The sequence below is a fragment of the Paraperibacillus esterisolvens genome (assembly GCF_046237625.1).
GTDB lineage: Bacteria > Bacillota > Bacilli > Bacillales > DSM-1321 > Paraperibacillus > Paraperibacillus esterisolvens.
The window spans coordinates 1155157-1181877 of the sequence record NZ_CP143545.1; the positions used below are offsets into that span (position 1 = coordinate 1155157).

The 26721-nt window shown below is 46.0% G+C and carries 28 protein-coding genes; 23 read left to right on the top strand and 5 right to left on the bottom strand.

Features of this window, described 5'->3' with window-relative positions:
- Positions 1-114: 114 nt before the first annotated feature.
- From V1501_RS05895 to V1501_RS05960, 14 genes are all read left to right on the top strand, one after another.
- The gene (locus tag V1501_RS05895; RefSeq protein ID WP_409291903.1) at positions 115-939 is read left to right on the top strand and encodes a M55 family metallopeptidase; all 825 of its coding nucleotides are present in this window, start codon (positions 115-117) and stop codon (positions 937-939) included.
- Between the two features lie 13 nt (positions 940-952).
- Positions 953-1882 carry an ABC transporter permease gene (locus V1501_RS05900; RefSeq protein WP_409291904.1) on the top strand — a complete coding sequence of 310 codons (930 nt, stop codon included), beginning with the start codon at positions 953-955 and terminating at the stop codon, positions 1880-1882.
- 2 nt (positions 1883-1884) lie between these two features.
- Entirely contained in the window at positions 1885-2838 is a 954-nt protein-coding gene (locus V1501_RS05905; RefSeq protein ID WP_409291905.1) for an ABC transporter permease, read from the top strand.
- 5 nt (positions 2839-2843) lie between these two features.
- On the top strand, positions 2844-3842 hold the full coding sequence (locus V1501_RS05910) for an ABC transporter ATP-binding protein (RefSeq protein WP_409291906.1): 999 nt from the start codon (positions 2844-2846) through the stop codon (positions 3840-3842).
- A 44-nt stretch (positions 3843-3886) separates the two neighbouring features.
- The gene (locus V1501_RS05915) at positions 3887-5518 is read left to right on the top strand and encodes a peptide ABC transporter substrate-binding protein (RefSeq protein ID WP_409291907.1); all 1632 of its coding nucleotides are present in this window, start codon (positions 3887-3889) and stop codon (positions 5516-5518) included.
- Positions 5519-5795: 277 nt separating this feature from the next.
- The gene (locus V1501_RS05920) at positions 5796-6716 is read left to right on the top strand and encodes an LD-carboxypeptidase (protein ID WP_409291908.1); all 921 of its coding nucleotides are present in this window, start codon (positions 5796-5798) and stop codon (positions 6714-6716) included.
- Positions 6717-6763: 47 nt separating this feature from the next.
- A complete protein-coding gene (locus tag V1501_RS05925; RefSeq protein ID WP_409291909.1) occupies positions 6764-7861 on the top strand; it encodes a dipeptide epimerase in 1098 nt (365 codons plus the stop codon).
- Positions 7858-8772 carry an NlpC/P60 family protein gene (locus tag V1501_RS05930; RefSeq protein ID WP_409291910.1) on the top strand — a complete coding sequence of 305 codons (915 nt, stop codon included), beginning with the start codon at positions 7858-7860 and terminating at the stop codon, positions 8770-8772. Before V1501_RS05925 ends, V1501_RS05930 begins: the two co-directional genes overlap by 4 nt.
- 3 nt (positions 8773-8775) lie before the next feature.
- Complete coding sequence (locus V1501_RS05935; RefSeq protein ID WP_409291911.1) at positions 8776-9786, top strand: ABC transporter ATP-binding protein; 1011 nt, start codon at positions 8776-8778, stop codon at positions 9784-9786.
- A 5-nt stretch (positions 9787-9791) separates the two neighbouring features.
- The gene (locus V1501_RS05940; protein ID WP_409291912.1) at positions 9792-10589 is read left to right on the top strand and encodes a serine hydrolase; all 798 of its coding nucleotides are present in this window, start codon (positions 9792-9794) and stop codon (positions 10587-10589) included.
- Positions 10590-11285: 696 nt separating this feature from the next.
- Positions 11286-13847, top strand: coding sequence for a phosphodiester glycosidase family protein (locus tag V1501_RS05945; RefSeq protein ID WP_409291913.1), 2562 nt, complete (start codon positions 11286-11288; stop codon positions 13845-13847).
- A 169-nt stretch (positions 13848-14016) separates the two neighbouring features.
- Complete coding sequence (locus V1501_RS05950; protein ID WP_409291914.1) at positions 14017-15270, top strand: M24 family metallopeptidase; 1254 nt, start codon at positions 14017-14019, stop codon at positions 15268-15270.
- A gap of 118 nt (positions 15271-15388) precedes the next feature.
- Positions 15389-16102, top strand: coding sequence for a GDSL-type esterase/lipase family protein (locus V1501_RS05955; RefSeq protein WP_409291915.1), 714 nt, complete (start codon positions 15389-15391; stop codon positions 16100-16102).
- Between the two features lie 91 nt (positions 16103-16193).
- Positions 16194-16751, top strand: coding sequence for a M15 family metallopeptidase (locus V1501_RS05960; protein ID WP_409291916.1), 558 nt, complete (start codon positions 16194-16196; stop codon positions 16749-16751).
- Positions 16752-16796: 45 nt separating this feature from the next.
- On the opposite strand, the gene V1501_RS05965 is transcribed toward V1501_RS05960, so the two are convergent.
- Positions 16797-17219, bottom strand: a complete 423-nt coding sequence (locus tag V1501_RS05965) for a pyridoxamine 5'-phosphate oxidase family protein (RefSeq protein ID WP_409291917.1) — start codon at positions 17217-17219, stop codon at positions 16797-16799.
- A gap of 93 nt (positions 17220-17312) precedes the next feature.
- Here V1501_RS05965 and V1501_RS05970 point away from each other — a divergent pair, with 93 nt between their 5' ends.
- The 3 genes from V1501_RS05970 to V1501_RS05980 all read left to right on the top strand — a co-directional run bounded on the left by V1501_RS05970 (position 17313) and on the right by V1501_RS05980 (position 20358).
- Positions 17313-18065, top strand: a complete 753-nt coding sequence (locus tag V1501_RS05970) for a gamma-glutamyl-gamma-aminobutyrate hydrolase family protein (protein WP_409291918.1) — start codon at positions 17313-17315, stop codon at positions 18063-18065.
- A 409-nt stretch (positions 18066-18474) separates the two neighbouring features.
- Entirely contained in the window at positions 18475-19935 is a 1461-nt protein-coding gene (locus V1501_RS05975) for a UDP-N-acetylmuramoyl-L-alanyl-D-glutamate--2,6-diaminopimelate ligase (protein ID WP_409291919.1), read from the top strand.
- 102 nt (positions 19936-20037) lie between these two features.
- Positions 20038-20358, top strand: coding sequence for a DUF3243 domain-containing protein (locus V1501_RS05980; protein ID WP_409291920.1), 321 nt, complete (start codon positions 20038-20040; stop codon positions 20356-20358).
- Positions 20359-20389: 31 nt separating this feature from the next.
- On the opposite strand, the gene V1501_RS05985 is transcribed toward V1501_RS05980, so the two are convergent.
- Both V1501_RS05985 and V1501_RS05990 read right to left on the bottom strand, forming a co-directional pair.
- A complete protein-coding gene (locus V1501_RS05985; RefSeq protein ID WP_409291921.1) occupies positions 20390-21004 on the bottom strand; it encodes a YdcF family protein in 615 nt (204 codons plus the stop codon).
- Positions 20986-21771: a GNAT family N-acetyltransferase gene (locus tag V1501_RS05990; protein ID WP_409291922.1), complete on the bottom strand. Its 786-nt coding sequence runs from the start codon at positions 21769-21771 to the stop codon at positions 20986-20988. The genes V1501_RS05985 and V1501_RS05990 overlap by 19 nt, the downstream gene beginning before the upstream one ends.
- Before the next feature lie 224 nt (positions 21772-21995).
- On the opposite strand from V1501_RS05990, the gene V1501_RS05995 reads away from it, so the two are divergent.
- Positions 21996-22526 (top strand): DUF2179 domain-containing protein, encoded by a 531-nt coding sequence (locus V1501_RS05995; protein WP_409291923.1) that lies wholly within the window; start codon positions 21996-21998, stop codon positions 22524-22526.
- A gap of 52 nt (positions 22527-22578) precedes the next feature.
- Here the strand turns inward: V1501_RS05995 and V1501_RS06000 are convergent, their stop codons facing one another.
- Entirely contained in the window at positions 22579-22902 is a 324-nt protein-coding gene (locus V1501_RS06000; protein ID WP_409291924.1) for a hypothetical protein, read from the bottom strand.
- Positions 22903-22953: 51 nt separating this feature from the next.
- Entirely contained in the window at positions 22954-23733 is a 780-nt protein-coding gene (locus tag V1501_RS06005; RefSeq protein ID WP_409291925.1) for a glycerophosphodiester phosphodiesterase, read from the bottom strand.
- A 188-nt stretch (positions 23734-23921) separates the two neighbouring features.
- On the opposite strand from V1501_RS06005, the gene V1501_RS06010 reads away from it, so the two are divergent.
- The 5 genes from V1501_RS06010 to V1501_RS06030 all read left to right on the top strand — a co-directional run bounded on the left by V1501_RS06010 (position 23922) and on the right by V1501_RS06030 (position 26716).
- Positions 23922-24068 carry a hypothetical protein gene (locus V1501_RS06010; RefSeq protein WP_409291926.1) on the top strand — a complete coding sequence of 49 codons (147 nt, stop codon included), beginning with the start codon at positions 23922-23924 and terminating at the stop codon, positions 24066-24068.
- 258 nt (positions 24069-24326) lie between these two features.
- Positions 24327-24545, top strand: coding sequence for a DUF1659 domain-containing protein (locus tag V1501_RS06015; protein WP_409291927.1), 219 nt, complete (start codon positions 24327-24329; stop codon positions 24543-24545).
- Positions 24546-24578: 33 nt separating this feature from the next.
- Positions 24579-24797: a DUF2922 domain-containing protein gene (locus V1501_RS06020; RefSeq protein ID WP_409291928.1), complete on the top strand. Its 219-nt coding sequence runs from the start codon at positions 24579-24581 to the stop codon at positions 24795-24797.
- Between the two features lie 68 nt (positions 24798-24865).
- A complete protein-coding gene (locus tag V1501_RS06025; RefSeq protein WP_409291929.1) occupies positions 24866-25012 on the top strand; it encodes a YvrJ family protein in 147 nt (48 codons plus the stop codon).
- A gap of 378 nt (positions 25013-25390) precedes the next feature.
- The gene (locus V1501_RS06030) at positions 25391-26716 is read left to right on the top strand and encodes an MFS transporter (RefSeq protein ID WP_409291930.1); all 1326 of its coding nucleotides are present in this window, start codon (positions 25391-25393) and stop codon (positions 26714-26716) included.
- Positions 26717-26721 lie beyond the last annotated feature (5 nt).

The window sequence follows — 26721 nt, forward strand, 5'->3', positions numbered from 1 at the left end:
TATTTACTTAAAGTTAAAATATAATTTCTTTCATATACCTTTTTACTATTGTCAGAATAGATGTTATATTTTATAATTTTAAGAATATTAAGTATTTTACGGGAGGACCGGATCATGAAGCTTTATATCTCTGTCGACATGGAAGGAATTACAGGCCTGGTGGATCATACTCATGTAGATTCGGGGAGGCATAACTATGAAAGAAGCCGGCATATAATGACTGACGAAGCAAATTACGTCATTTCTGCTGCATTCGACTCTGGATGCACTGAGGTAGTTGTGAATGACAGCCATTCAAAAATGAATAATCTGCTGATCGAAAAGCTTCACCCTGAAACACAGCTGATTACAGGTGATGTAAAACCCTATTCCATGGTGCAGGGACTGGATGCCACTTTTTCGGGGGCTATATTTGCAGGCTATCATGCCCGTGCCTCCCAGGCAGGTGTGATGTCCCATTCCATGATCTTTGGGGTGAGGAATTTTTGGATCAATGATAAAGCCCTGGGAGAACTCGGGTTCAATGCATATGTAGCCGGATATTATGATGTGCCTCTAATTATGGTAGCCGGCGATGATGGGGCGGCAAGAGAGGCGGAAGAGCTTATTCCGGGGATCACGACAGCTGTTGTGAAAGAATCCATTTCGCGCTCCGCTGCCAAATCGCTGACACCTGTAAAGGCTGGCAGGCTCCTTAAGGAAAAGACTGCGGAGGCCATCAAAAACCGTGATAAAATCCGGCCGCTGAGTCCTCCGGACCGGCCGCTGTTGACTATTGACTTTGCCAATTATGGACAGGCAGAATGGGCAGCACTGATGCCGGGGGCGGAAATCACTCCAGGTACAACAAGCGTCTGCTTCCAGGCAAAAGACATTTTGGAGGCATACCAGGCGATGCTGGTCATGACTGAACTGGCTATGAGGACGACATTTTGTTAGGAAGTGAAGGATTATGAATACATACTTTTTAAAGCGGCTCGCCGCCATGTTTATCACCCTTTGGCTGATCATAACGCTTACTTTCTTTCTAATGCATGCTGTTCCCGGAAGTCCGCTTACCTCTGAAAAGAACACGAGCGAGGCTGTACAGAATAATTTAAGATCTTTTTACCACCTGGATGAGCCTCTGTATGTCCAGTACGGAGTATATTTAAAATCGCTGCTGACTTTTGATCTCGGACCATCCATCAAGCAGTCTGCTTTCACGGTCAATGACCTTATAGGAAGGGGCATCCCTGTTTCCTTTGAACTGGGGTTCTGGACGCTGCTTACGGCCACTGTCTCCGGAATTCTCCTTGGAGTGGCAGCCGCGCTCAGGCATAACGGTATCATTGATTATCTGGCCATGACATTCGCGGTCCTCGGAATATCTGTCCCCAATTTCGTAATGGCTACGCTGCTTATCCAGCAGTTTGCGGTCAACTGGCCCATCCTGCCTGTGGCTACCTGGTCCAGCCCGAAGCATATGATCCTGCCAATCCTGGCACTTGCCACCGGTCCGATGGCCATCATCGCCCGTCTTACCCGTGCCAGCATGATTGAAGTACTTGCACAGGATTATATCAGGACGGCAAGGGCCAAAGGACTTTCACCAGTAAAAATAGTATTTAAGCATGCACTTAGAAATGCACTGATGCCTGTGGTAACCCTGATGGGGGCTCTTGCCGCAGGTATCCTGACAGGAACTTTCGTTATTGAAAAGATCTTTGCAATCCCAGGGATGGGAAAATACTTCGTAGAAAGCATCAATCAGCGTGATTACCCGGTCATCATGGGTACAACCATTTTTTATAGTGCCGTTTTGATTGTCATGCTGTATGTAGTGGACCTGGCTTACGGAATCATTGATCCGAGAATTAAGCTTGGGAAAAAGGAGGGATAGAAGTGGCAATCAGAAAACAGCATGATCAACCTGCTTCAGCCGAAGTTCCTGATGAATGGTTCGTCCCAAGGGAGAAGAATAGGGGGGAGGAGGAGGCTGTCGTCCGGCCGAGCCTTTCCTACTGGAAAGATGCATGGAGGAGGCTCAGGAAAAACAAACTGGCAATGGCCGGCCTGATTTTCCTTGCACTGCTGGCGGTCATGGCGGTCATCGGCCCCTCGCTGTCACCACATTCAGTGGGGGAGCAGAATCTCCGCAATCAAAACCTTCCACCCTCTGGTGAATACTGGTTCGGGACAGACAAGCTCGGAAGGGATATGTTCACAAGAGTATGGTATGGGGCGCGTATCTCACTATTTGTAGGGATTGTCGCAGCCCTTACTGATTTTCTCATCGGAGTCATATATGGCGGTGTATCGGGATACAAGGGCGGCAGGACGGATAATATCATGATGAGGATTGTAGAGATTTTATATGGACTACCTTATCTTTTAGTTGTCATCCTGCTCATGGTTGTAATGGGCCCGGGCCTTTTGACTATCATCATCGCACTATCAGCTACAGGCTGGATCAGTATGGCGCGGATTGTCAGGGGCCAGGTTCTCCAGCTCAAAAATTATGAATATGTGCTGGCGTCAAAATCTTTTGGAACAAAAACATCCAGAATCATCCGGAAAAATCTGCTGCCAAATACGATGGGACCGATCATTGTGCAGATCACCCTTACAGTACCTTCCGCCATATTTGCGGAAGCTTTCCTCAGCTTTCTGGGGCTCGGCATTCAATCTCCTTATACGAGCTGGGGCATGATGGCCAATGATGGTTTGTCATCCATTCTTACCGGCCATTGGTGGAGGCTGATATTCCCTGCATTCTTCATTTCGGCAACAATGTTTGCCTTTAATGTGGTCGGCGATGGACTGCAGGACGCACTCGATCCAAGACTGAGGAGGTAACCGCAATGAATGAGGCTGTACTTCAAGTAAAAGATCTTCATGTTTCCTTCACAACATTTGGCGGTGAAGTGAAAGCAGTCAGAGGGGTAACCTTTGACCTCCATAGAGGAGAGACCCTGGCAATCGTTGGTGAATCGGGATGCGGAAAGAGCGTAACATCCCAGAGTATCATGAGGCTCATTCCCATGCCCCCCGGGCGGATAGCAGAGGGGTCGATCCTATATAAGGGGCGTGATCTTACAAAGGTTTCGGAGCCGGAGATGCGGAAGCTCCGCGGATCAGATATATCGATGATATTCCAGGATCCCATGACTGCCCTTAATCCGACTCTCACAGTCGGTGAGCAGATTACGGAAGGAATCAGGCAGCATAGGAAGATCACTGGTTCCGAGGCCAGGCTGGCGGCTGTCGAAATGCTTAATTTAGTAGGCATACCAAGTCCGGAGGCGAGGCTAAAGCAGTACCCCCATCAATTCAGCGGAGGAATGAGGCAGCGGATAGTCATTGCGATGGCCCTTGTCTGCGAGCCTGAAGTGCTGATTGCCGATGAACCTACTACTGCCCTGGATGTCACCATTCAGGCCCAAATCTTAGAGCTTTTCAAGGAGATTCAGAGGAAAACGGCGGTATCAATCATTTTAATCACCCATGACCTGGGAGTGGTCGCTCAGGTGGCAGACAGGATAGCGGTCATGTACGCAGGAAAAATAGTGGAAACAGGCAGCAGGCGGGACATCTTTTATAATCCGCAGCATCCTTACACAAAAGGACTGCTCAATTCCGTTCCAAGGCTTGACGCAGAGGGAGCAGAATTGATCCCGATCAATGGCTCACCGCCTGATTTATTTGCCCCCCCTGCCGGCTGCCCATTTGCAGCCAGGTGCGATTATGCCATGGATGTCTGTGACCGGCTCTATCCGGATCAGACAGAACCAAACAGCGGACACAGGGTGGACTGCTGGCTTCAAGATGAAAGGGCAAAGGCAATTCTGGCAGCAAGGTAAGAACATATAAATGTATGCTGTAAAAAAAAAGAGGGGGAAAATGCATGAAGAAGCTTTTAACAATGATAATGGCTGCTCTTTTAATCTTTACGATGGCTGCATGTACCGCTAAGGAAAATGCGGGGACGGAATCTAACACAAATGGAAATAAAGAAAAAGGCGGAGGGAAAAAGGTGCTGAATCTCAATAATGGCACTGAGCCTACATCCTTTGACCCAGCCCAGGGATTCGATGCGGTTTCCTGGAATCCGCTGAACAACCTGATGGAAGGACTTACCCGCCTTGACGAATCTCATGAACCAAAAGCAGCGGCAGCTGAAAAATGGGATGTTTCAGGTGATGGCAAGGTTTATACCTTCCATATCCGCAAGGACGCAAAATGGTCAAACGGGGATGATTTGAAGGCTTCTGACTTTGTCTATTCCTGGCTGCGCCTGATGGATCCAAAGACAGGTTCGCCCGCTGCTTTTCTTGCAAACTTCATTGAAGGAGCAGAAAGCTATAATTCTGGTAAAGGCAAGAAAGAAGATGTAAAGATCAAGGCAGTGGATGATAAGACATTTGAAGTGACACTGACAAGCCCGCAGGCTTACTTCCTGAGTGTCATTACAAATCCTTGTTTCTTCCCGATCAATGAAAAGGCGGCAGCAGAAAATCCTAAATGGTTCGCTGAAGCAGATTCATTTGTCGGAAATGGGCCATTCTCCTTAAAATCCTGGCAGCATGACAGCAATTTTGTAATGGCGAAAAACAAGAATTATTGGGATTCCAAGTCAGTGAAGCTGGATGAAGTACATTGGGACATTATCAGTGATACCAATACGGAATATCAAATGTTTACAACCGGCAAGCTTGATTCTTCCAGTGTACCCCCGGATAACGCAGAAGAGCTTCATAAATCCGGAAAAGTTAAATCATCAGGACAGGCTGGAACGTATTTCTTCCGTTTTAATGTAACAAAGGAACCGTTCCAGAATGAAAATATCCGTAAAGCGTTTGCCCTTGCTGTAAACCAGCAGGATATCGTCGATTTCGTAACAAAAAATAAAGAAAAGCCAGCCTACGGTTTTGTAGCCTATGGCTTCAAGGATCCAGACGGCAAGGATTTCCGTGAAGCAAGCGGCGACCTTATTAAGACAAATGTAGAAGAAGCAAAGTCCCTTCTGGCCAAAGGTCTTAAAGAAGAAGGATATTCCAAGCTCCCTGCCGTGACTCTTCACTACAGCACAAGCGATACACACAAAGCGATAGCAGAAGCCATGCAGGAAATGTACAAGAAAAACCTTGGGGTCGATGTGAAGCTTGCCAATATGGAAGCGGCTGTATTCACGGAAGAACAGACTGCGCTTAAATTCCAGCTTTCCAGAAGTTCATTCCTGGCTGATTACAGCGACCCGATCAACTTCCTGGAAAACTTCACTACCGGACTTGCCATGAACCGGACTGGATGGAGCAATAAAGAGTATGACAAACTAATCCGTGATGCCAAGTCAGAATCAGATGAAAAGAAGCGTTTCGAGCTGATGTACAAGGCTGAGAAGCTGCTGATGGACGAAGCCCCGATCTTCCCATTATATTTCTATAACAATTCTTATTTACAGAGCGATAAAGTTGAAGGAATTGTACGCCACCCTGTAGGATATATGGAATTGAAATGGGCGGATAAGAAGAATTAATGCTTGGAGGGATGTTCGCCGGAACATCCCTCTTTTACAGAGGATTTTTCAGCAAGTTCCGGGGGGATATTCAGCTGATAAGCAAGTGGAGCGGAAATCCCCTTTATTATTCAATAGTCATACTATATGCAAAAACAGCTTTCTGACAGTTTGTTTGTTTATGAGAGCCCGTTAAATTGTTCCTCCTGCTTCAACCAGATTCTCCAGGAGCCAGGATATTAGCAATGACAGCAGGTGCTGGAAATAATGCAAGATACATGAAAAGGAGTGCAGTCTCATGTCAATAAAACCAGGACGCCTTCAAGCTGGGGATTGTGTGGGGATAATCGCGCCGGCAAGCCCGCCGGATCAGGAAAGCCTCCAGCGGTCGCTGTCTTTTCTGGAAGGATTGGGCCTTAAGGTCAAAATGGGCCGGTATGTAAAAAAAGAATATGGCTATCTTGCAGGGGCTGATGCCGAACGGCTCGAGGACCTGCACGAAATGTTCCTCGATGATGAAGTGAAGGCAGTCATTTGTGCCGGCGGAGGGTACGGGACGGCTCGAATTGCCTCCGAAATAGACTATTCCATTATTAAAGCGCATCCCAAAATTTTCTGGGGCTACAGCGATATAACTTTCCTCCATACGGCTATCTATCAAGAAACCGGATTGGTGACTTTCCATGGACCGATGCTTGCTTCTGATATTGGCAAGCAGGACGTGCATCAGGATTCAAAAGCCTCCTTCGAACAATTATTCAATGGTGAAGGTTTTGTGTACTCAGAACAAATTTCCAGACTTGAAACACTTGTTGAAGGGAAGGCGGAGGGACTGTTCTGCGGAGGCAATTTATCTTTAATGGCCAGTTCAATAGGCACGCCCTTTGAGATTGATACCAAGGATAAAATAGTGCTTATAGAAGATATCAACGAAGAGCCAAGGGCAGTGGATTCCATGCTGAACCAGCTTTATATGGCTGGGCGGCTGACAGGGGCGGCTGGATTTGTAATCGGGAATTTCAACAATTGCGTTTCCGAGAGAAAGCTGTCCCTGTCTCTTGATGAAGTATTGGACCATTACTTCAAGCTTGCGGGCAAGCCTTGTCTGAAGGGCTTTTTAATCGGGCATTGTTCGCCGCATTATGCCGTGCCGCTTGGCGTACATGCGTTGCTGGATACTAGAGATAAGTCAGTTGCCTTTGAGAGCGGGGTTTCTTAACGGCCATAGAGGAGACTGACAGTCATGATGATTAAAGGGGAATAAACATGAAAATGATTCAGTTAGAAACATACAGGGCCAGGGTCCCGCTTGTCAAGCCCTTTAAGACGGCGCTCAGGACAGTGGAAGCGGCAGATACAGTCATCGTCAAAATCACATGTGACAATGGAGTAACAGGATGGGGGGAGGCTCCGCCGACCCATGTCATTACCGGAGAAAGCCTCCCATCTATTGAAGCGGCAGTCCATTCGGTATTAAAGCCTTACCTGCAGAATAGAAATCTGTTGAACTATGAAGCTCTGTTCCAGGGGATGCATGCCCTTATGATCGGGAATGGCAGTGCCAAGGCGGCTGTGGATATGGCTTTATACGACTGCCTGTCAAAAAATGCGGGACTCCCGCTTTATCAGTATCTCGGGGGATTCCGCAGTGAGGTGGAGACTGACTTTACTGTAAGCGTCAATAGTGCGGCAGAGATGGCCGCAGACGCGGATTCCATCATCCGGCAGGGATTTAATGTCCTGAAGATCAAGGTAGGCAAGGATGCCGATTCAGATCTTGAACGAATCAGGGAAATCAGAAGAATTGCCGGAAATGATGTAAAGATCAGGCTGGACGCCAATCAGGGCTGGTCTCCAAAGGAAGCTATCCGGATTATCCGCAAAATGGAAGACACGGGACTTGATATTGAGCTTGTGGAACAGCCGGTCCATGCAGCGGATATAGAAGGTTTGAAGCAGGTAACAGACGGGGTGGAGACCCTTATCATGGCAGATGAAAGTGTGTTTACACCGCTTCAGGCATTTGAGGTTCTGAAGACAAGAAGTGCCGACCTGATCAATATCAAGCTTATGAAGGCTGGCGGCATATATCACGCAGAGAAAATCAATGTGCTTGCGGAAAGCTGCGGTGTTGAATGCATGGTTGGCAGCATGATTGAAACCAAGATCGGTTTGACAGCTGCAGCGCACTTTGCGGCCTCAAAAAAGAATATAACGAGATATGATTTTGATGCGCCGCTCTTGCTTTCCTTTGATATTGCAGAGGGAGGCATTGAATATAATGGAAGAAACATTTCGTTCCCGGAAGCTCCGGGACTTGGCATCAAGGGTCTTTCTGAAGAAGGAAGGGGAAGTCTATCATGAGTAAATGGGTGGTAAATGTTCCTGCGGCAACTGTCTGGACCCAGCCGGACTCAGCCAGGGAAATCGATCGGAAGGCATTAACGAATCCGGTCCAGCTGGAAGGCTGGCTGGATGGTCTTGACTATGAAGCAAGACTTGGGCTGTGTAATGAAAATCTTGTGCAGACTCAGCTTCTGTTCGGTGAAGAGGTTTTGGTGACCGAAGAAAAAAAGGAATGGGCCCATGTTATCTGCATAAATCAGCCTTCCTCCAAAGACAGCAGGGGCTATCCGGGCTGGGTGCCAAAAGTCCAGCTTGCAGAGCTTGAAACATGGGACGCAGGAAATCGTCCGGCTGCGGTTGTCCAAAGTAAAAAAGCCGTCCTGAGGCTTGAAACAGGAGAAATTGAGATTTCATATCAAACTGCCCTGCCAGTACTTTCGGAAGAAAGCGATAAGGTGACTGTGCTGACTCCTTTGGGTGAAGGTCAATTGCAGAGGAGTGACATAGCGATTTATGCCTCGGTGGACAGCCGGACAAAAGGCAGCGGAAGCGATATAGCGGCATGCGGAGAACAATTTGTCGGACTTCCATATTTATGGGGCGGGATGAGCAGCTATGGATATGATTGTTCCGGTTTCAGCTACACCATGTGCAAGGCAAATGGCCATATAATCCCCCGGGATGCACATGATCAGCTAAATACAGGGAAAGAGATAGATTTGGATAAGCTTGAGCCTGGTGATTTATTATATTTTGCCTATGAAGAAGGAAAAGGGAACGTCCACCATGTGGGTATTTATTATGGAGAAGGAAAGCTCCTGCATTCACCGAACACAGGGAAAAGCATTGAGATTATCGATATGGCCGGAACCATCTATGAAAAGGAATTATGTGCAGCCAGGCGTTATGGGAGAGAGACGGAGGGATAATCAATGAATGGGCAGGCGCTGTTGGAAGTCAGAAATTTAAAGAAATATTTCCAGCTTGGGAAAAAGGAAGTATTAAAGGCAGTTGATGACGTGTCCTTCGATATTCTGAAGGGTGAAACCTTTGGAATTGTCGGTGAATCAGGATGCGGTAAATCCACAGCGGGGAGGACCATCCTGGGCCTTTACAACCGGACTGATGGGGAAGTGTTATTTGAAGGAAAGAATATTCACACACTGAGTGAAAAAGAGAAATTTGCTTTTTACCGGAAAATGCAGATGATTTTCCAGGATCCTTATGCTTCCCTGAATCCCCGTTCGACGGTAATGGAAATCATTTCAGAACCTATGGAGGTTCATGGCCTTTTCAGCAACAAAAAAGAAAGAACACAGCGGGTCTATGAGCTTCTTGAAGATGTAGGGCTCAACCGGGATCATGCGAACCGCTATCCGCATGAATTCAGCGGCGGGCAGAGGCAGAGGATAGGAATAGCGAGGGCACTGGCGCTTGATCCGCAGTTCATCATAGCGGATGAGCCTATTTCAGCCCTCGATGTATCAGTCCAGGCGCAGGTGGTGAATTTGCTGAAGAGGCTGCAAAAGGAAAAGAATCTAACATTTTTGTTCATTGCCCACGATCTGTCCATGGTCAAGCAGATCAGCGACCGCATCGGAGTGATGTATCTTGGGAGCCTGGTTGAACTTGCAGACAGCGGCAGTCTTTATAAAGAACCGCTCCATCCATACACAAGGGCGTTAATGTCTGCCATCCCGATACCTGACCCGGATGTGGAAGACTCCCGCGAAAGAATTATTCTAAAGGGTGAACTGCCAAGTCCGATTGATCCTCCGAGCGGATGTGTATTCCGGACAAGATGCCCGGTGGCCATGGAGGTCTGTGCCCGCATCAAGCCCCGGTGGCAGGAAGCGGAGAACAGGCATTATGTTGCCTGCCATTTATACAATAGTGAAATCATGGAAGGAAGAGAGCAACTGGAAAAAGCTGCTTCCCGGTGAAAGATATGAGCATGAGAAAGAATTCCATGGCTGACTTTGAATCCTGCCTGCAGGCTGCTTCCGAACAGCTGGATGGCAGGATCGCAGCTTATATAGAGATCGACGGGGCGGCAGCTGTGTGGAACGGCGGAGCTGTCATGCCGGCTGCAAGTCTGATCAAGCTCCCTATTATGCTTGCTGCCTTCCGCTTGAATGAGCAGGGCAGACTCCCGCTCGGCCGCAGAATGAACATCCCCCTTTCGCAAAAGGCCGGCGGTGCCGGAGTTCTCCATATTTTATCAGAAGAAACCTCCCTTTCGGTCAAGGATCTGCTGGCGCTCATGATCATTGTATCTGATAATACGGCCGCAAACATGATGATTGATTTGATAGGCTTCCATGAAATAAACAAAGTGATCCTGGAGGCAGGAATGAAGGATACTGTCCTTTCCAGGAAAATGATGGATTGGGATGCCATAAATGAAGGACGGGACAATTTCACAACCGCTCAAGATATAGTTATTTGTCTGAAAGCATTTAGTGAAGGAAGCTATCTATCACAGGAAAGCAGTGCGGCAGCCATGAAGATCATGCAAAGCCAGCAGTTCATAGATAAGCTGCCTTCCGGGATGGATCTGGAAAAAGTGCATGCTGCCAATAAAACTGGCGAATTGCCAGGGGCGGAACATGACTGCGGCATTTTCTCCTATGGAGATAGAAGGGCTTATGCCGCCGTCCTGACAGATCGTCTTCAGAAAAAGGAAGATGGAAGAGAGGCCATAAGCCGTATCGGCAAGGTATTGTATCAACACATCACAAGCTGAACAAGCAGAGCTGTCCCGTTCCCGGGACAGCTCTGCTTGTTCAGCCTTTAATATTGTCATATATTTTGCTCATAAAGTCCTTGCTAATATATTTGAGTTTACCAGGAGATTATATTGTGGAGGACAGCCGATTCCGCAGCGGAACAGAAAATGAGCTGTCATAATGGGGTTGTATGCAGTGAAGCAGCTGTTCAACAGAAATGCAGCCTTAAAGATTGTGTATGCAGCAAACTGAAAGATTTAACTCCAGGTACGAGTGTGTATTTGACATAGCTGCGGGTCCCTTCCTTTTTACCAGCATCCGTAGTGGTGATTGCTGGGCAGCTTTCAGCTTTCATTACCGGTACCGGGGACAGTGTTGAACTGCCGGGTGAATTAGTTGCAATTGACAGCTGCAGAATTGAGGGATTATCTTTCACCCCCGCTCAATAATTCATTTATATGATAAATATCTCTATAAACATATCAGGCTGGTTATGGCCTGATTTTTATTTTCTTTTCACTCCAGCCATTGGAGCATCACCTCTTGATTCCCTCTGCTCAGGTAATTCATCCTTCATAGTACAACTAGCAGATAAAATCATACAAAATTATCCAAAAATTTAAAGCGATCCACTTTTCGTCCTGATTTTCTGGTAAAATTATCAATTAAAAGAGTCATATTTTACTATAAGGATTAATTATGGAGGTAAACTGGTGAGAGTTGAGAGTAAAAAGGGAATTTCAAAATTTATAAAGATAGCTGCTGCAGTGCTGTTGATAGTTTCTTTGCTGCCTCTAAGTGTGGATATAAAAGTGAGGGCTGTGGACCTGAATGCATATTCTGCTGTGAAAAATGCCGGTTATGAAGCAGGCCCCGGAGTCATTCATTCTAGTTATACGCTGAAGGGGGAAAATCAAATAGAGGCTGTCAATACATTGGAAGTGGATCCTAAAAATCCATATATAAAGCTTCAGACCGTTTCAGGGAGGGACAGGGTTCTCGGACTGGATACAGTGAGGAGCCAGGCAAAGCAGATTGACCGCAGCGGGCACAGAGTGATTGCGGGGGTAAACGGGGATTTTTATAAAACTGCAGCCCCTTATACAGGCCAGCCGATCGGGCTGCAGATTACGAATGGCGAAATCATTACATCTCCAGGGACATCTAAGAGTGTTCTTGGCATAACAACCGGCGGGGAGGCCTATATTGTACCGGGAGTGAAGATGACTGGCAAGGTCACGATCTCAGGTGTGTCAGGAAGTAAAATATTAAATGGAATAAACAGAGGGAGAAACAAAGAAACCCAGAAAGACAGCATTATCCTATTCACGTCTAAATTCAGCTATTCGACTAAAACCTCCGGGGAAGAAACAGAATTCATTATGAAGCCAAACAAGGATTTTCTTGCTCCCGGGCAAGGGCTGACAGCAGAAGTAGAGAGAGTTGCCCCAGGGGATGATACGGTCATACCCGAAGGGAAATGGGTGATGTCAGCAAGCGGGAAACAGGCAGACTGGCTGCTTGCAAACCTGGATGCGGGAAGCAAAGTGCAATTCCAAATTACATACAGCGGCGGTATGGACAAGGCGTTTCAGGCCATTTCCGGCGGGGATCTGATGATTCAGGATGGCAGGATTACTGAGGAGGCAAAGAAGGATGACGCCGAAAGGCATCCCCGCACCTTCATTTCAGAGAAAGGCGGAAAGCTGTACATTACTTCCTTTGACGGCCGTCAGCCAGGGTACAGCAATGGAGTCACGATTGAAGAAGGTGCTTTGTATCTGGCCAAAAAGGGAATGAGGAATGCCATGAATATGGATGGCGGCGGTTCGACCACTTACACTCTCAGGGAGCCGGGGAATAACGGCCTGTCTCTTTTGAACAGGCCATCTGATGGATATGAACGGTCTGTATCCAATACCCTGATGGTCGTTTCAACCGCACCTCTTGCGCCTTTGGCAAGAATCATTCCTGTTAGGGGGGATTCTATCAAAATACTGGCCGGATCCAAGACTGTCATAGGGCTGAAGGGGCAGGACAAGTATTATAATGGAATAACCATCGATTCAAAAAAGGTCATCTGGTCCACTGCCAATGGATTGGGCAGGGTGGATGGAAGCGGTGCGTTTACTGCCGGCAGCCAGGCAGTGAAGGGAAAATTGACCGCACGCAGCGGCAGCATTTCTAAAGTTATAAACATTGAAGTGGTCAAGGAACTGGCTAGCCTCTCCATATCCCCGAAGGATGCTGTAATCAACCCTGGCAGCAGGCAGGCATTTACGGCAAGAGGCTATGATAAATCTGGGAGAGAAGTACTGCTGTCTCCAGAACTGTTAAAATGGGAGACCAAAGGGAATATCGGAAAAATAGATTCAAAAGGCATTCTTTCTGCAGGCAGGACCGTGCAGTCCGGAAAAATCAGCGTATCATATGGAAAAATTAGATCAGAAGTTTCCTTAAATGTAGGCAAGGCCCCTGTTGTATTAAATGGATTTGAAAGCACCACGGGAATCTCGCATTCTGCCATAAAGGCAAAAAATTCAGGATTGGTACTGACTAGCAGGCCGAATCCGGTAAGGGAAGGAACACATGCAGTTTCGCTGGCTTATGATTTCACAGACCAGCCAGGATCTTCGGCTGTATATATAAACTTTAAAGGCAAAACCGGTGCAGGCCTTGAGATTCCAAGCAAACCGGCAAAGCTAGGATTATGGCTCTATGGAGATAAGGGGAATCACTGGCTAAGAGCTTCGCTCACCGACGGTAAAGGCACCCCATTTACTGTGGATTTTACTGGCCAGGGAAAGCTGAACTGGGAAGGCTGGAAGCATGTGTATGCATCCATACCGGCTGGAGCAGCGATGCCGGTTAAAATCAAACAGATCTATATCGTCGAGACAAGCAGTGCGAATAAAAATAAAGGAGTTGTCTATTTTGACCAGCTGAGGGCCATCTATACAAGCTCTGCGGAGGATGTTACCGGGCCCTCTCCATCCCGGTTCACACCATCAAATGGAAGCAGTGTGAAAGCGGGCACCCCGGTTATTTCAGCGGTCATAAAAGACAGCGGGACGGGAGTCGATGCCGGTTCCCTGATTCTTAAACTGGATGGAAAGTCACAGCCGTTTAAATATAATAGTAAAACAGGGGAGGTAATCTATAAGCCCGCAAAGTTATTCCCTGCAGGAAAACATACAGTGGAAATTGAAGCTGCTGATAAGGCGGGCAATCCTATACAGCCCCGCGCTGCATGGAGCTTTTCAGCAGTTCCTTAAAGAACACGGGTTTATTGTTTTATAAGTTCGGTGAGGCAATTTCATGGCTAAATGAGGTTGATTACAGCGCAAGGTGCGAAACGCCCGTTTTCGCGGAAGCGCGCCATTTGATGTAATCAGCCTTCTTGTAATTTATGCGAAAAAACCTAGAAAAAAGGGGCGGTTTTGTATGAAGGAATGGAGGACAAAGGAAGAACTCGGCATCCTTTCCCTGAAGAAAAGGGCTGAATTTACCGATGGGCAGCTGATGGAAAGGCTTGATCATTTCTTGCCGGGCATTATGGAAAGGCATAAAGCGGATATGTGGATCATGGCCGCGAGGGAATATAATGAAGATCCTTTGTTCGAGACTTTTTTTCCCTCAGCGATAGACAGTTCAAGGCGGCTTACCATCCTCGTTTTTTCCAGGACTGATGACGGAAGGGTCGAGAGGCTGGCCCTCCATTCTGATCCGAAATGGGAGCCCTGCTATAAAAGAGATTGGCAGGTGTCCCGGGAAACCCAGTTTGAGGCGTTGAGCAGAATTGTAAAAGAACGTTCCCCCGGGCGCGCAGCCCTAAACTTTTCCAGTGTCCATGCCGTCTGTGACGGTGCCACTCATTCTCTGTTCGAACAGATAAGGGAAGCCCTGAAAAGCCAGGCTGATACAGAAATCATGAGTTCTGAAGCAATGGCAGTGGAATGGCTGGAAACAAGGACAAAAAGGGAGCTTGCGGTCTATAGGCAAATTGCCTGGCTTACAAGGGAAATTGCCGTTGAAGCTCTAACAGGAACCATTATACCTGGAAATACACATACTCAGGATATGGTAGAGTGGATACGGCAAAGAGTTCATGATCTGGGCTTGAAAACTTCTTTCTGCCCGACAGTTGATGTCCAGAGGCAGGGGGAAGGGAACACACGCATGGAAACAATCATCCTTCCAGGAGATATTGTTCATCTGGACTTTGGCCTTCATTACCTGGGCCTTGCCACAGATACACAATTGCTTGCATATGTCCTGAAGCCTGGTGAAACCGAACCGCCGGAAGGGCTCAAGAAGGCCATTTCAATTGCAAACCGGCTAGAGGATATCATTTCAGCGAATTTTGCCGAGGGGAAAACAGGGAACAGAATTTTTCATGACAGCATGGCGGAAGCAGAGAGTGAGGGTATTAAAGCAATGATTTACTCTCATCCAATCGGGGTGCATTGCCATGGTGCCGGTCCGATCCTTGGACTTTATGACCTCCAGGGAAATGTACCGGTTCGCGGAGAATACCCGGTCAGGGACCAAACATGCTATGCGATGGAATTCAACATAACCTGCTTTGTACAGGAATGGAATCAGGAAGTCACTTTATTCATGGAAGAGTCGACAGCGTTTGCTGCCGGCAGACTCGGCTTTTTAACATCCAGGCAGACGGAGTTTTTTAAGGCCTGACGGCAATGCATCCGCGCGCCCAGGGCCGAAAGATTTTTTCTGAGTTAGAAAGGCAGGCGAAGTGGGTAAATAGAAACTCTAACTGAATTTTATTTAATCCACATAGAGGGGAATCATCATGAAGAAGTTCAATTGGATTTTTTTGCCTATGCTGCTGGCCATAGCATTGATTGGTGCTTATATTATGAACCAGCCAGACGAGGAAAAGGATGAAAAGGTAATCACAGCCCTTGGTGATTCACTGACATATGGCCTGGGTGATGCAAAGGGCAATGGATATACGGATGCACTGGAGGAACAATTGAATAGGGATCATGCCGAGGCTGTGTATAGAACCAAAAGCTACGGCATTGTCGGTCTGGAATCGGGCGGACTGATAAAAAGGCTGGCAGAACCGAAGCTGGCAAGGTCTGTGGCCCATTCTGATTACGTTATCATCTTTATCGGCACTAATGATCTTGTCAACAGCACCAAGGAGCACCATCTCATGCACCTTTCGCCTGACCGTGCAGGTGCTGCCAAAAAAGAGTATCTGGAAAACCTGGATCATATGATCGACGGAGTGAAGACACTGAATCAGGATGTTCCCATTATCCTTATCGGGTTATATAATCCATACCCGGAAAGCGGAAGGAAGATTGAACATTATATTGATGATTGGAACAAATCTGTATATTCACTGGCCAAACATAAGCGGAATGTTGCCTACATTCCGACAAACAATCTGTTCAAAGATAAAGAGAAGGACGAATACTTTTTTGATGAGCTGCATGTCAATGACAAAGGGTATGATTTGATAGCGGATCGAATTGCAAATAATTATCATTTCTAGGGCCCCTATGTGCGGGGCCCTTGTTGTGTTCCGTGCATAGGTGATAAAATGGTAGATACATATTTTAACTGCATGAAAGGAATTAACCAAAGTGAAAGTCAAGAATACTCTGATCTGGCTGCTCCTGCTTATTGCCCTGGCCTTCTGGCTTGCATCATACCTCGGAATGGGAAGGCCTGAATTATCTAAGGCTCCTGCACTTGATGAATCAGACCTTCCAACTGAACTCCATCCGGCAGTAAAGGAAAAGAAGGATGAATTAATTGCTCTTGCAGCCGAAAGGGATATTGAAATGGTTATAACCGATGATTTTCGCAGTGTGGAGGAGCAGAATAAATTATATGAAAAAGGGCGTGGTGCACCCGGGAATATAGTCACCCATGTTAAAGGAGGGGAATCCTTCCATAACTTTGGGCTGGCATTTGACTATGCTATAAGAAACAAAGGCGGCGAGGTTATTTGGGATATAAATTATGATGGAAATGGAAATGATAAATCTGATTGGTTCGAAGTGGCTGCTATTGCCAAGGATATAGGCTTTGAATGGGGGGGAGACTGGGTGAGATTCAAGGATTATCCCCACCTTGAGATGACATTTGGACTGACGATCAATGATCTTCTTAGGGGTGAACGGCCAGAGGAAGCATAGAATAAGAAAAAGGGAGGGTATCCCTTTTTCTTTGAAATACATTAATTAAAGTTTCAGTGTCTGCGGATCCTTATCTTTGATATTCATAAGCCTTACCGACTCAGGCTTGATTTCAAGTACCACATAGTCGGGATCATCCTTGCCGTCAAACCAGTTTTCAAAATTCTCCTTCCATAATTCATCCTTCAGGCTTTCTTTAGAACTTACCGATGCTTTTCCTTCAATCTCCAGGTAGGCATCCCCGTAGCCTTCACCATTATAGCCAAGCAGGATATGCACATATGGATTGTTTTCAATTTCGTCCGTTTTAGAGGTTTCTTTGCTCGTTGGTGTGTAAAGCGTCAAATCTTCATTGAAAAAGGTCATGTATCTTGAATGGGGCCTGCCGTCCTGCACAGTAGCAAGCGTACCGATTTTATTATTTTCAAGCAGTTCCATAACCTTTGATTTTAGTTCTTCTTGATTCATTTTCTTCATCTCCTCTTAGTTCAGTCTTTTTATATATTCCTTAAATAAGAAGAAAGTAAACGAGAAAAAAGAATAAGCACAGGGGGAAGTATCATGAACACGAATAAGCCGATTATAGGGATTTCTGCCACTACGATGAACATATCCGGGTTTGACTCTATATATCTCCATTACAGCTATGCAGAATCCATCATGGCAGCAGGCGGGATACCGGTTGTACTTCCGTCTGGTCCAGCAGGGCTGACAGAAGGGATGGTAGAGCTCTGCGATGGTATTTGCTTAAGCGGCGGGGAGGATGTAGATCCTTATTATTTCGGAGCGGAGCCGCATCCGAAACTTGGAAAGGTTGTTCCGGACAGAGATGAAGCGGAGCTTGGCATGATTCGCCATGCGAGGCTGCGGGGGATTCCCATTTTTGGCATCTGCCGGGGAATCCAGGTGCTGAATATTGCATTGGGCGGGACAATCATCCAGGATATTGAGAGCGAGCGGCCCAAGTCAATCAAGCATACACAGCTGGCTCCCAGAGGAAGCGCAAGCCACAGCATCTCCATCGACCGGAATAGCCGTCTGTTTCGTGCCGCAGGAAGGGATGTTATCCGTGTGAACAGTTTTCATCACCAGGCGATAGAAAAAATTGCAGACGAACTTGTTGTTACTGCTTCCGCCACCGATGGAATCATTGAAGCCGTTGAATCCAGGGATTTCAGCAAGGGATGGATGTCGGCAGTTCAATGGCATCCTGAAGATATGGCTAAAACAGACGAAGTCATGAATGCCCTTTTTGCAGAATTTGTTTCGGAATGCATAAAGTGGCGGTCACTATCAAAAGGAGAACCAGCCTAGGCATGGGTTCTCTTTTTTTAGGTCTTTTGTATAGTTAATAGGGAAATTCAGGTTTATTTTGTAAGGATAAGGGGTAATCTGAGCCAGTTTTTCTGATCTTTAAACGGGTATAGTTTCATTGGATGTGCTTATCTTACAAATAAGCACATTTTTTTAGGCTTTTTTCTAAAAAATTGTTGTTATCTGTATGGAGATTAAATTGATAAGCAAAGTGGACCCGGCTTCAGGAGCGAGCTAGACTATGCGGAAGCAGCGTAAGGATGAGACCCCGCAGGTAGTAATGCCGGGGAGGCTCACCGTCCGCCCCTTGGGAAGCGTGTGCCTGCAGCGGAAATCAACTTTCTTGTCAAAGAGCCGCAAAATATGTGAAAACAGCCTTTTTTTAAGTAATTTGTAAGGAGACAGGATAATGAATATGACCGGGCTGAGAAATGCTCTTCAAGGATGCATATTGACTGATACAGAAGCAGACAGGCTGGATATTACAGGACTGCAGATTGACTCTCGCCTGATCAAAGAGGGAGATGCTTTTGTGGCCATTTCAGGATACGTTGTGGATGGTCATGACTATATTGAAGAAGCTGTCTCACGTGGGGCGGGGATTGTGATAGGGGAAAAGCCTCTCTCCCTGCAAGTGCCATATATCCAGGTCGAGGATAGCCGCAATTCCCTGGCAAAACTGGCCGCCGCTTTTTATAACTATCCATCCGAAAACCACAAAATCATTGGGATCACCGGCACGAACGGCAAAACCACCTGTTCTTATATGATCCGGCATATATTGAAGACTGCATGTAAAACCTGTTCATTGATCGGGACGATTTCCTACATAATAAATGAGGTTGAACTTTCTCCTGAAAATACAACACCAAATTCGCTCAAGCTCCAGGAAATGCTTGCTGAAAGCAGAGATGAGTTTATAGTTATGGAAATTTCGTCACATGCATTGGATCAATCAAGGATCGAGGGACTTCAGCTCGATTTAGGGCTGTTCACCAATCTTTCACACGATCATCTCGATTATCATCATACCATGGAAGAATATTTCCAGGTTAAAAGTAAAATGTTCAGCTATTTAAAAGTAAGGGGCAGAGCTGTTATCAATACACTGGATCCGTATGGACAGAGACTCGCACTGCAGCTTGAAACAGGAGATGCAGCAGTAAAGATTCTGGGCAGGAGGGGTTCTGACTTATCTCTTGGGAGAATTGACGGACGCAGATTTACCTTTTTTATGGGCGGGGCAGAATATTCTGTCCATCTGAATATGCCCGGCATACATAATGTGTATAACGCCGCCTTATCCATACTTGCTTGTGTTGAAGCCGGGATATCCGTTGATCTGGCCGTTTCTGCCATGGCATCATTCAGCGGTGTGCCGGGCCGCTTCGAGATTTTCAGGCAGCCGTCCGGCGGTATATTTGTTATTGATTATGCACATACTGAAGACGCAATCGAAGCCTGCCTTAAAACGATACAAGAAATGGGTGCAAAAAGGATCATTCATATCCTGGGCTTCCGCGGCGGAAGGGATATTTCAAAGCGGAAGAGAATGCTGGAGGCTTCAGCCGGATACAGCAGCAGGATTCTTCTGACTGGGGACGACCGGAATGGACTGTCAGCAGATCAGGAAATAGAGGGGCTGATAGAAGCGGCAGAATCAGCCGGCATCACAGCCGAAATTATCGCTGACCGGACACTGGCAATAGAAGAAGCCTGGGGACAAGTGGAGGAAGGGGATGTGGTACTTCTGTCGGGAAAAGGGCCGGAACGGTATAAGGAAAAATACTGGCTGCCTGCTGAGTCAGACCGAGGAGTCCTTGAGTACTTATTAACAGGCTGCCGGGCGGGCATTAAGGCTGAATCTTAGTTTCAAAAAGTTTGTACAATGTTAATTTAATATTTGTACAATGTTTGAGGCATTGAAAAATGGGATATTAAGTATATAACTTCAAAAAAGGAGATGTTAATAATGAGCCAATTAAATGGGAATTCAGAAGCTGAAGGAAGAGTAGAATCCAAATTAAACAACATGAGCGAGGAAAAGAAAGACGATATCATGTCAAGCTTTGATACATTCAAATCTTATTTGCATGATAAAGTATCAAAAGGTGAAAAACTGGGACTGGGCGAAGAACAGCTTGCAAAATTAACAGACAAAGTTGCCGGCTATCTCGCAGAGCATGAAGAGCCGCGCAACAGAGAAGAATATCTGCTTCAGCAGCTGTGGAAATCCGGCGATGAAGAACAGCGCCATGCCCTTTCTCACATGCTTGTTAAATTAGTTCAATAATATGAAAAGAGGCTGGCCTTCCAGCCTCTTTTTATATTTCCCCCGCTGCCTTATACTTCGTTATGGCCAGATACTCCCGAACATATGATTTTAGAACAGATTCAATCGGCGTCTTTGCCGCCAGGCCAGTGACATGGAGCCCCTGCTTTTCCGCCATAAGCACCGCCCTGTAAATATGATAAGAATTGGTCACACACACTATTTTTCTGCCATTCCCCTTAATCAGCGGCTTTGAAAAGCTGAAGTTCTCCCAGGTAGTGGTGGATCTGTCTTCAAGTATGATCCTGTCCTTTTCAATGCCAGCATTTACTAAGGCTTCCTGTATGGCCTGTGCTTCGGATATATCCTCGCCGCGGCCCTTTCCGCCAGAAGCAATAACCATGGTTCCTCTGTTCATCTTTAAATAGGGAAGAGCTGCATCAATCCTTTTTTGAAGGGATAGGCTGGGAGTTGTCCCTTTTACCCTGGCTCCGAGTATGATGATGTAATCTGCTTTCTCTGGTACGGCAGCATTTGCATATTGGTTCATCTTAAATTGAAGAAAACCGCAATAAAGAATGCCTGCGGCAATCAGGAAAAGCATAGGTTTCTTCCATTTCTTAAAAAAGTCCACAAACCCATTCCCTTTCATCTGTAAATCGTCCATTTTCCTATCTCTCTGAAACCCAGCCTGCGGTAAATCCTGCCGGCTTCCGGGTTGTCATAGAATAAGCACAGCGTTTTGCTTTGCTGAACAACGAATTCAGCTATCAATTGCTTTAATATTTGAGTTGCATACCCTCTATTTCTAAAGGAAGGGTGGGTGCATACGCCCATAATCATGGCCGACATAGAATTCTCGGCAGCTGTGGAGGCACTTGCAATAATCCTGCCATCTTCCTCAAAATAAAAGGTTCTCCCTGTTTTATACTTCATGGACTGAGTGAGGAGTTTACGGCTTGCTTCATCTGCGTCAAATTCCTGAATAGCTCGTCTCAGCTCCATAATCTTATCCACATCAACCAGCCCAGCTTCCTTTATCTTACCGGATTGAGTGAGTACTTCACGGGGCAGCTCGCTGGACTCAGCAAAGTACATCTCTTTTTTATTTCCAAGCTGAAGACAGTCTATCCCTTCAAATAGCGCCACAGTCTCAGATTTCCCGGAAATGCTGAGAGGTTTGTCCTTTGGGAGCAGCTCTGCAAATCCTGCTGCATCGAGGCTTGCTGGTCCATAGATTATGTAGGAGTCATGAAAACGCAGCAATACACTGATCAATTCATTATTAGCTGAGAACTCGCCCCAAATATCCTGAAAAGGAGCGCTATACCCAAAGGCCTCGATATCCCCGATTATGAATAAATTAAAGGCAGGCTCTTGTCTAAGGAGCACAGAAACAGCTTCATGGTCTCTGTCTGATAATTGTCTTATCATTCTGTTAATCTCCCATTTTCTATTTATCATAATGAAAAAATTGGAATATATCAATCCTGTTTCTACAGAACAGGCCAAACTTCAGCCTGGTATTCCTTTTTCGTTTTATGGAGCGAAATAAGCAAAAACAAGGAAAAAAGTGCTGTTAAAAAAACATGCAAAATATGTTATGGTTTTATTGTAAAACTGATTATGTCAGCATCATCTATGGGAGAGGGCTTGCCTTGAAGGAAATTATCTTAATATTAATACTGCAACTGGTATATGTACCCATCCTCACACTGCGGACCATTTTTATGGTAAAAGGGCAGACTCTGTTTTCATCCTTGTTTGGGATGGTTGAATCACTGATTTATGTATTCGGGCTTTCACTTGTCTTTTCGGGTGATCAAAGCGGGATCGCGATGGTCGTCTATGCCGTTGGCTTTGGCCTGGGAATCCTTATTGGCGGATATGTTGAATCACTGCTTGCAATAGGCTACACCAATTTAAACGTAAAACTTGCCAATAATAATGAAGCGCTGATAGCTGAACTGAGGGAACTTGGTTTCGGTGTCACTGTATTTGAAGGAAAAGGCAGGGACGGGATTAGGTATCAGCTTGATATCCTGACACGGCGGGATCGTGAGAAAGAGCTCATGACCATCATTGAAACATATGAGCCCCGAGCTTTCATCATATCCTATGAACCCCGGAAATTTAAAGGCGGCTTTCTGCTGAAAGGTATGAAAAAAGCCCGGCAGAATAAACAATAAAATTATGAAAGCTGTCCCGGAATGGGGCAGCTTTCATTTTGGCATATAGAACTCATATCCGGCACTGTAACACTGCAGGGATGCGGTTGTGCAGCTTTTCCCATTCTTCAGGAAAAACATGCTGGAATTTATGCAGAGCCTCTGCGGAGTACACCAAAAGAAAATCAGGCTTTGCACTTGTAAGATTCAAGTCAAACAGCATGGCATGGGGGAGGGTATAAAAGTCATTAACCTGAAAGGGATTCAGTCTGAGAATCTCGAGATCATGTTCAAGGATAAACGACAGTGAGGCACTCAGCTGCCTGCTTTTACTTTCCTGGAGGCTGATGCAGCCCTCCAATGGCATTCTATCATTAATAAAAAATAGACCCTTCACCATATCCTCCCATTTCTTCTGAATATGGCTCAAGTCTATCCATTTCACACGTTACTTATTCAACTTTAAAAGATCCGGGAAATCTGTAATGATGCCGTCGACACCTAAAGACGCCAGCCTGTGTGCTTCTTCACGGTCCCGTACCGTCCATACAAACACATGGAGTCCTGCTCTTTTGATCCTTTTGATCAGCCGGCTGCCGGCAATGTTCCTTTTCGGGTTAATGTACTGAATGGATGCGGAAATGCCCTTCAGCCTTTTAAGGGTCCATATCCACGGATAACGTTTAATAAGCAGACCGGCCTGTATATGGGGACAAAGCATTTTGAATGTCTGCATTGTGCCCAGATCAAACGACTGTACGATGACTTTGGAATGGCTGACCTTTTCTAAGGCCTGTGCTAATTTTTTTTCGATACCGGGATAAAGGCGGGGCTTTTTTATTTCTATTAAGATGTCTGCTTTCCCGTCCAGCAGTTCCAATGTTTCTTCAAGATTCAAAATTCGTTCTTCTGCAAAAGCCGGGCCAAACCAGCTCCCGGCGTCCAGGAGAGAAAGCTCGGAATAAAGGAAATCCCGTATTCTGCCCTTCCCATCCACTGTCCTTCCCAGATAAGGATCATGGATGACCACTAGATGTCCATCCTTACTGAGCTGAATATCCAGTTCAATGGAATCAGCTCCCATTTCAATCGCTTTCAGAAAAGCTGACCGTGTATTTTCCGGGCAATAACCGGAAGCGCCCCTGTGAGCAATAATGACTGGGGTATGAGTAGCAGCTTCAGCACCCGAGCCTATTATTTTCATAAACATATCATGCAATAGATCCAAAAAAAATCACGCCCCATAATTTTTTATTTTTTAGACTTTATGCTGAAAAAGCCAATAAACTTGCGGGCTGCAGCACGATCACCGGTTCTGGAGGGGTTTGCATTTTAAAATGGAGAGGCATATAATTTTATTTATTATGCAAAGTATCTCATTTGCAATTCTCTAAGGGAAATAGAAGGGAAATACTTATGCCAAAAGTCAATGATGTTATTAAAGGACTCTTGAACAAGGGAATCAAAGCGGAAAAAGTGATGTCGCGCAAAAAAATGTTCGCGAATCTCCTTGGAAAAAAAGATTATCAGGTTCTTGCTGATAAAAAAGGAGAAAAGCTTTAGTCTGCATTTTGCACCCATGATTTTACTATATATCATATAAGGTGAATACATAACCTATTGAATCCCTCCAGCCTTCATATATGAATTGAGTCAGTGTATCCAAGTATTTAAGACTGCAGGCAGCCCCGTTGAATCGGGGGCTGCCTGCAGTCTTTTTATATGGCAGTATGATAAAGAAAATTTAATGAAATTTTGTTTGATTTGACGACCCTTTTTTGTCTGCTCCCCTTTATATATAGAGTGAAAGGGGGTGAACAAATGGCAAACCAATCACTAGTAACTTCTTCACTGCAGTATACACTGCAGACAGGGATGAACGACAAAAACGAACCGGTTTTCAAAAAGAAGACTCTTCCTCATGTTAAGCCTGCAGCTACGCCTGACCAGCTTCTGGAGACCGCCCAGGCATTAGCGGGACTCAGTAAGTTCCCACTGGTCGATGTTAACAGACAGGACCTGCAAAGCATCAATATTTAATCAAAAAACCATTGAATGAGAGGAAGTTAAACCATGGCAAAGACATTGGAACTGATTTTTTTGACAGCTGAGGGAAAAGAGTCGAGGATCAATATTGAGGATCCCAGGGAGCCTGCTGATGTAAATGCAGTCAAGCGGGCCATGGATTCAGTCGTGGCCGCCAATATATTCATGACTAATTCCGGAGATCTGGCTGGGAAAAAGTCTGCAAGGATCATCGACCGTTCTGTCCAGGAATTTGAATTAACTTAAACCTTGAAGAGGAGAGCCTGGTTCCCGGGGCCGGGCCTCCTTTTTAGAAACCAGGGAGGGGATCCGGTTTGGAAGCTTTGATCTCTTTTATCAGTGAAGTTGGTTTTCCTATCGTTGTTTCATTATATCTGCTGTACCGAATAGAGACGAAGCTTGATATCTTGATCAACACCATTCAAGACCTTCCTTCACTGATAAAGGAAAACAGAATATAGGCAGAATGCCAAAAAAGAGAGCGGACTTCGAGCGGAGTCTGCTCTCTTTTTGGCTGGGGCCGGCAAATATCCTGAGATTGAACAATTTGCCCCAGACCAGTTAACCGATAAGAAAAAGTCTTAAGGTTACAGAAGAAGACACTGGCGAAGCTTCAAAAGGCCAATTGTGAAGAATTGAGAATCGTGGAAAGAATCAGGGCCTTTCATCATGAGGCCTGGAAAAACATAGACTGGGAGAAGTGATATCAGTCCATAAAGATTAAGCCGGTTGTAAAGGCAGAGTTCATCCAGCATGGAAGGAGGGAAATTTTCAGCAGACAAAGGAGTTCGGGCTTCCTTTATGGAAATAGATAATAAACAATCCAAGGAGGATAAAGCATGGAACCGAAAGTGAGGTTTGAGGAAGCGGCGCCTAAGCGGAGGCTTGGTGTGTTCTTCACCCTGCCCATTGTTTCCTGGGCTCTGTACGATTTTGCGAATACCATTTTTTCTTCCAACATTAATACGATCTTTTTCCCTTTCTATATTCAGGAAACAATCGGCAGTAATGCAGCTCTCGATCAGATAGCAAGCACCTTCATCTCCTATGCAAATGCAGCGGCAAGTCTGTTCCTTGTTTTGTTCTCTCCCTTATACGGGGTCATGATAGACAGGACAGGAAGGAAGAAGAAATATGTCATTCCGTTCACACTTGCTGCTGTCGGCTGTACTTTTTTTATGGGCGTCTCTGGCAAATGGGGTCCGGGTGGGGACTGGGGGGGCCTGCCGGCATCACTTGGGCTGGTCATTGTCTTCTTCGTGCTCGCCAAGTTTTTCTACCATTCCAGCCTCGTTTTCTATGATGCAATGATAGGCGATCTTGGGAAAAAAGAGGATATTCCGCTTATTTCAGGATTTGGGGTGGCTGTAGGGTATATCGGTACGCTTGTCGGGCTCGCTGTCTATCCGTTCGTAGGCAAGAGCGGCAATGAAGATGCCTTCATTCCAACTGCGATTCTTTTCCTTCTTTTCTCACTTCCCCTATTCTTTTTCATAAAAGAAAAGACGGAAACCCCGTCTGTAAAACGCTCAGGATTTTTGTCCGGCTATAAGGAGATAGCATCTACCTTTAAGGAAATGAAGAAGTACCGGAACATTTTCACCTTTATGATTGCGTATTTCTTCCTCAATGATGCACTGTCGACTACCATTGCCATGATGGCCGTTTACGCAGGGGCTGTCGTCGGCTTTTCTTCCGGAGCCTTCATTCTTCTCTATTTAGTTTCTACTGTGTCCAGCATTATCGGTTCCTTTATTTTTGGCTATATAACAAAAGCAAAGGGAGCCAGAAGATCTATCCTGTATGTGTCGGTCCTGCTGCTGGCGGCTCTCGCTGTGGCTGTCCTTGCTCAGAATGCCTTTTGGTTTTGGATTGCCGGGAGTATGTTCGGAGTATCCCTCGGTTCCATGTGGGTGACGTCGCGGACATTGATCGTCCAGCTGACACCTCATGAGAAGCGGGGACAGTTTTTCGGGCTGTTTGCTTTCTCCGGCAAGGTATCAGCCATCATCGGCCCCTTCCTGTATGGAACCATCACGCTGATTTTCTCAAACTACGGAACCCTTGCATCCAGGCTTGCACTTGGTTCGATGATGATTCTTACCTTGATCGGAATTATGATACTTCTTCGGATTAGGGACGAAGGTACAGCGGCACCACTTTAAAACCG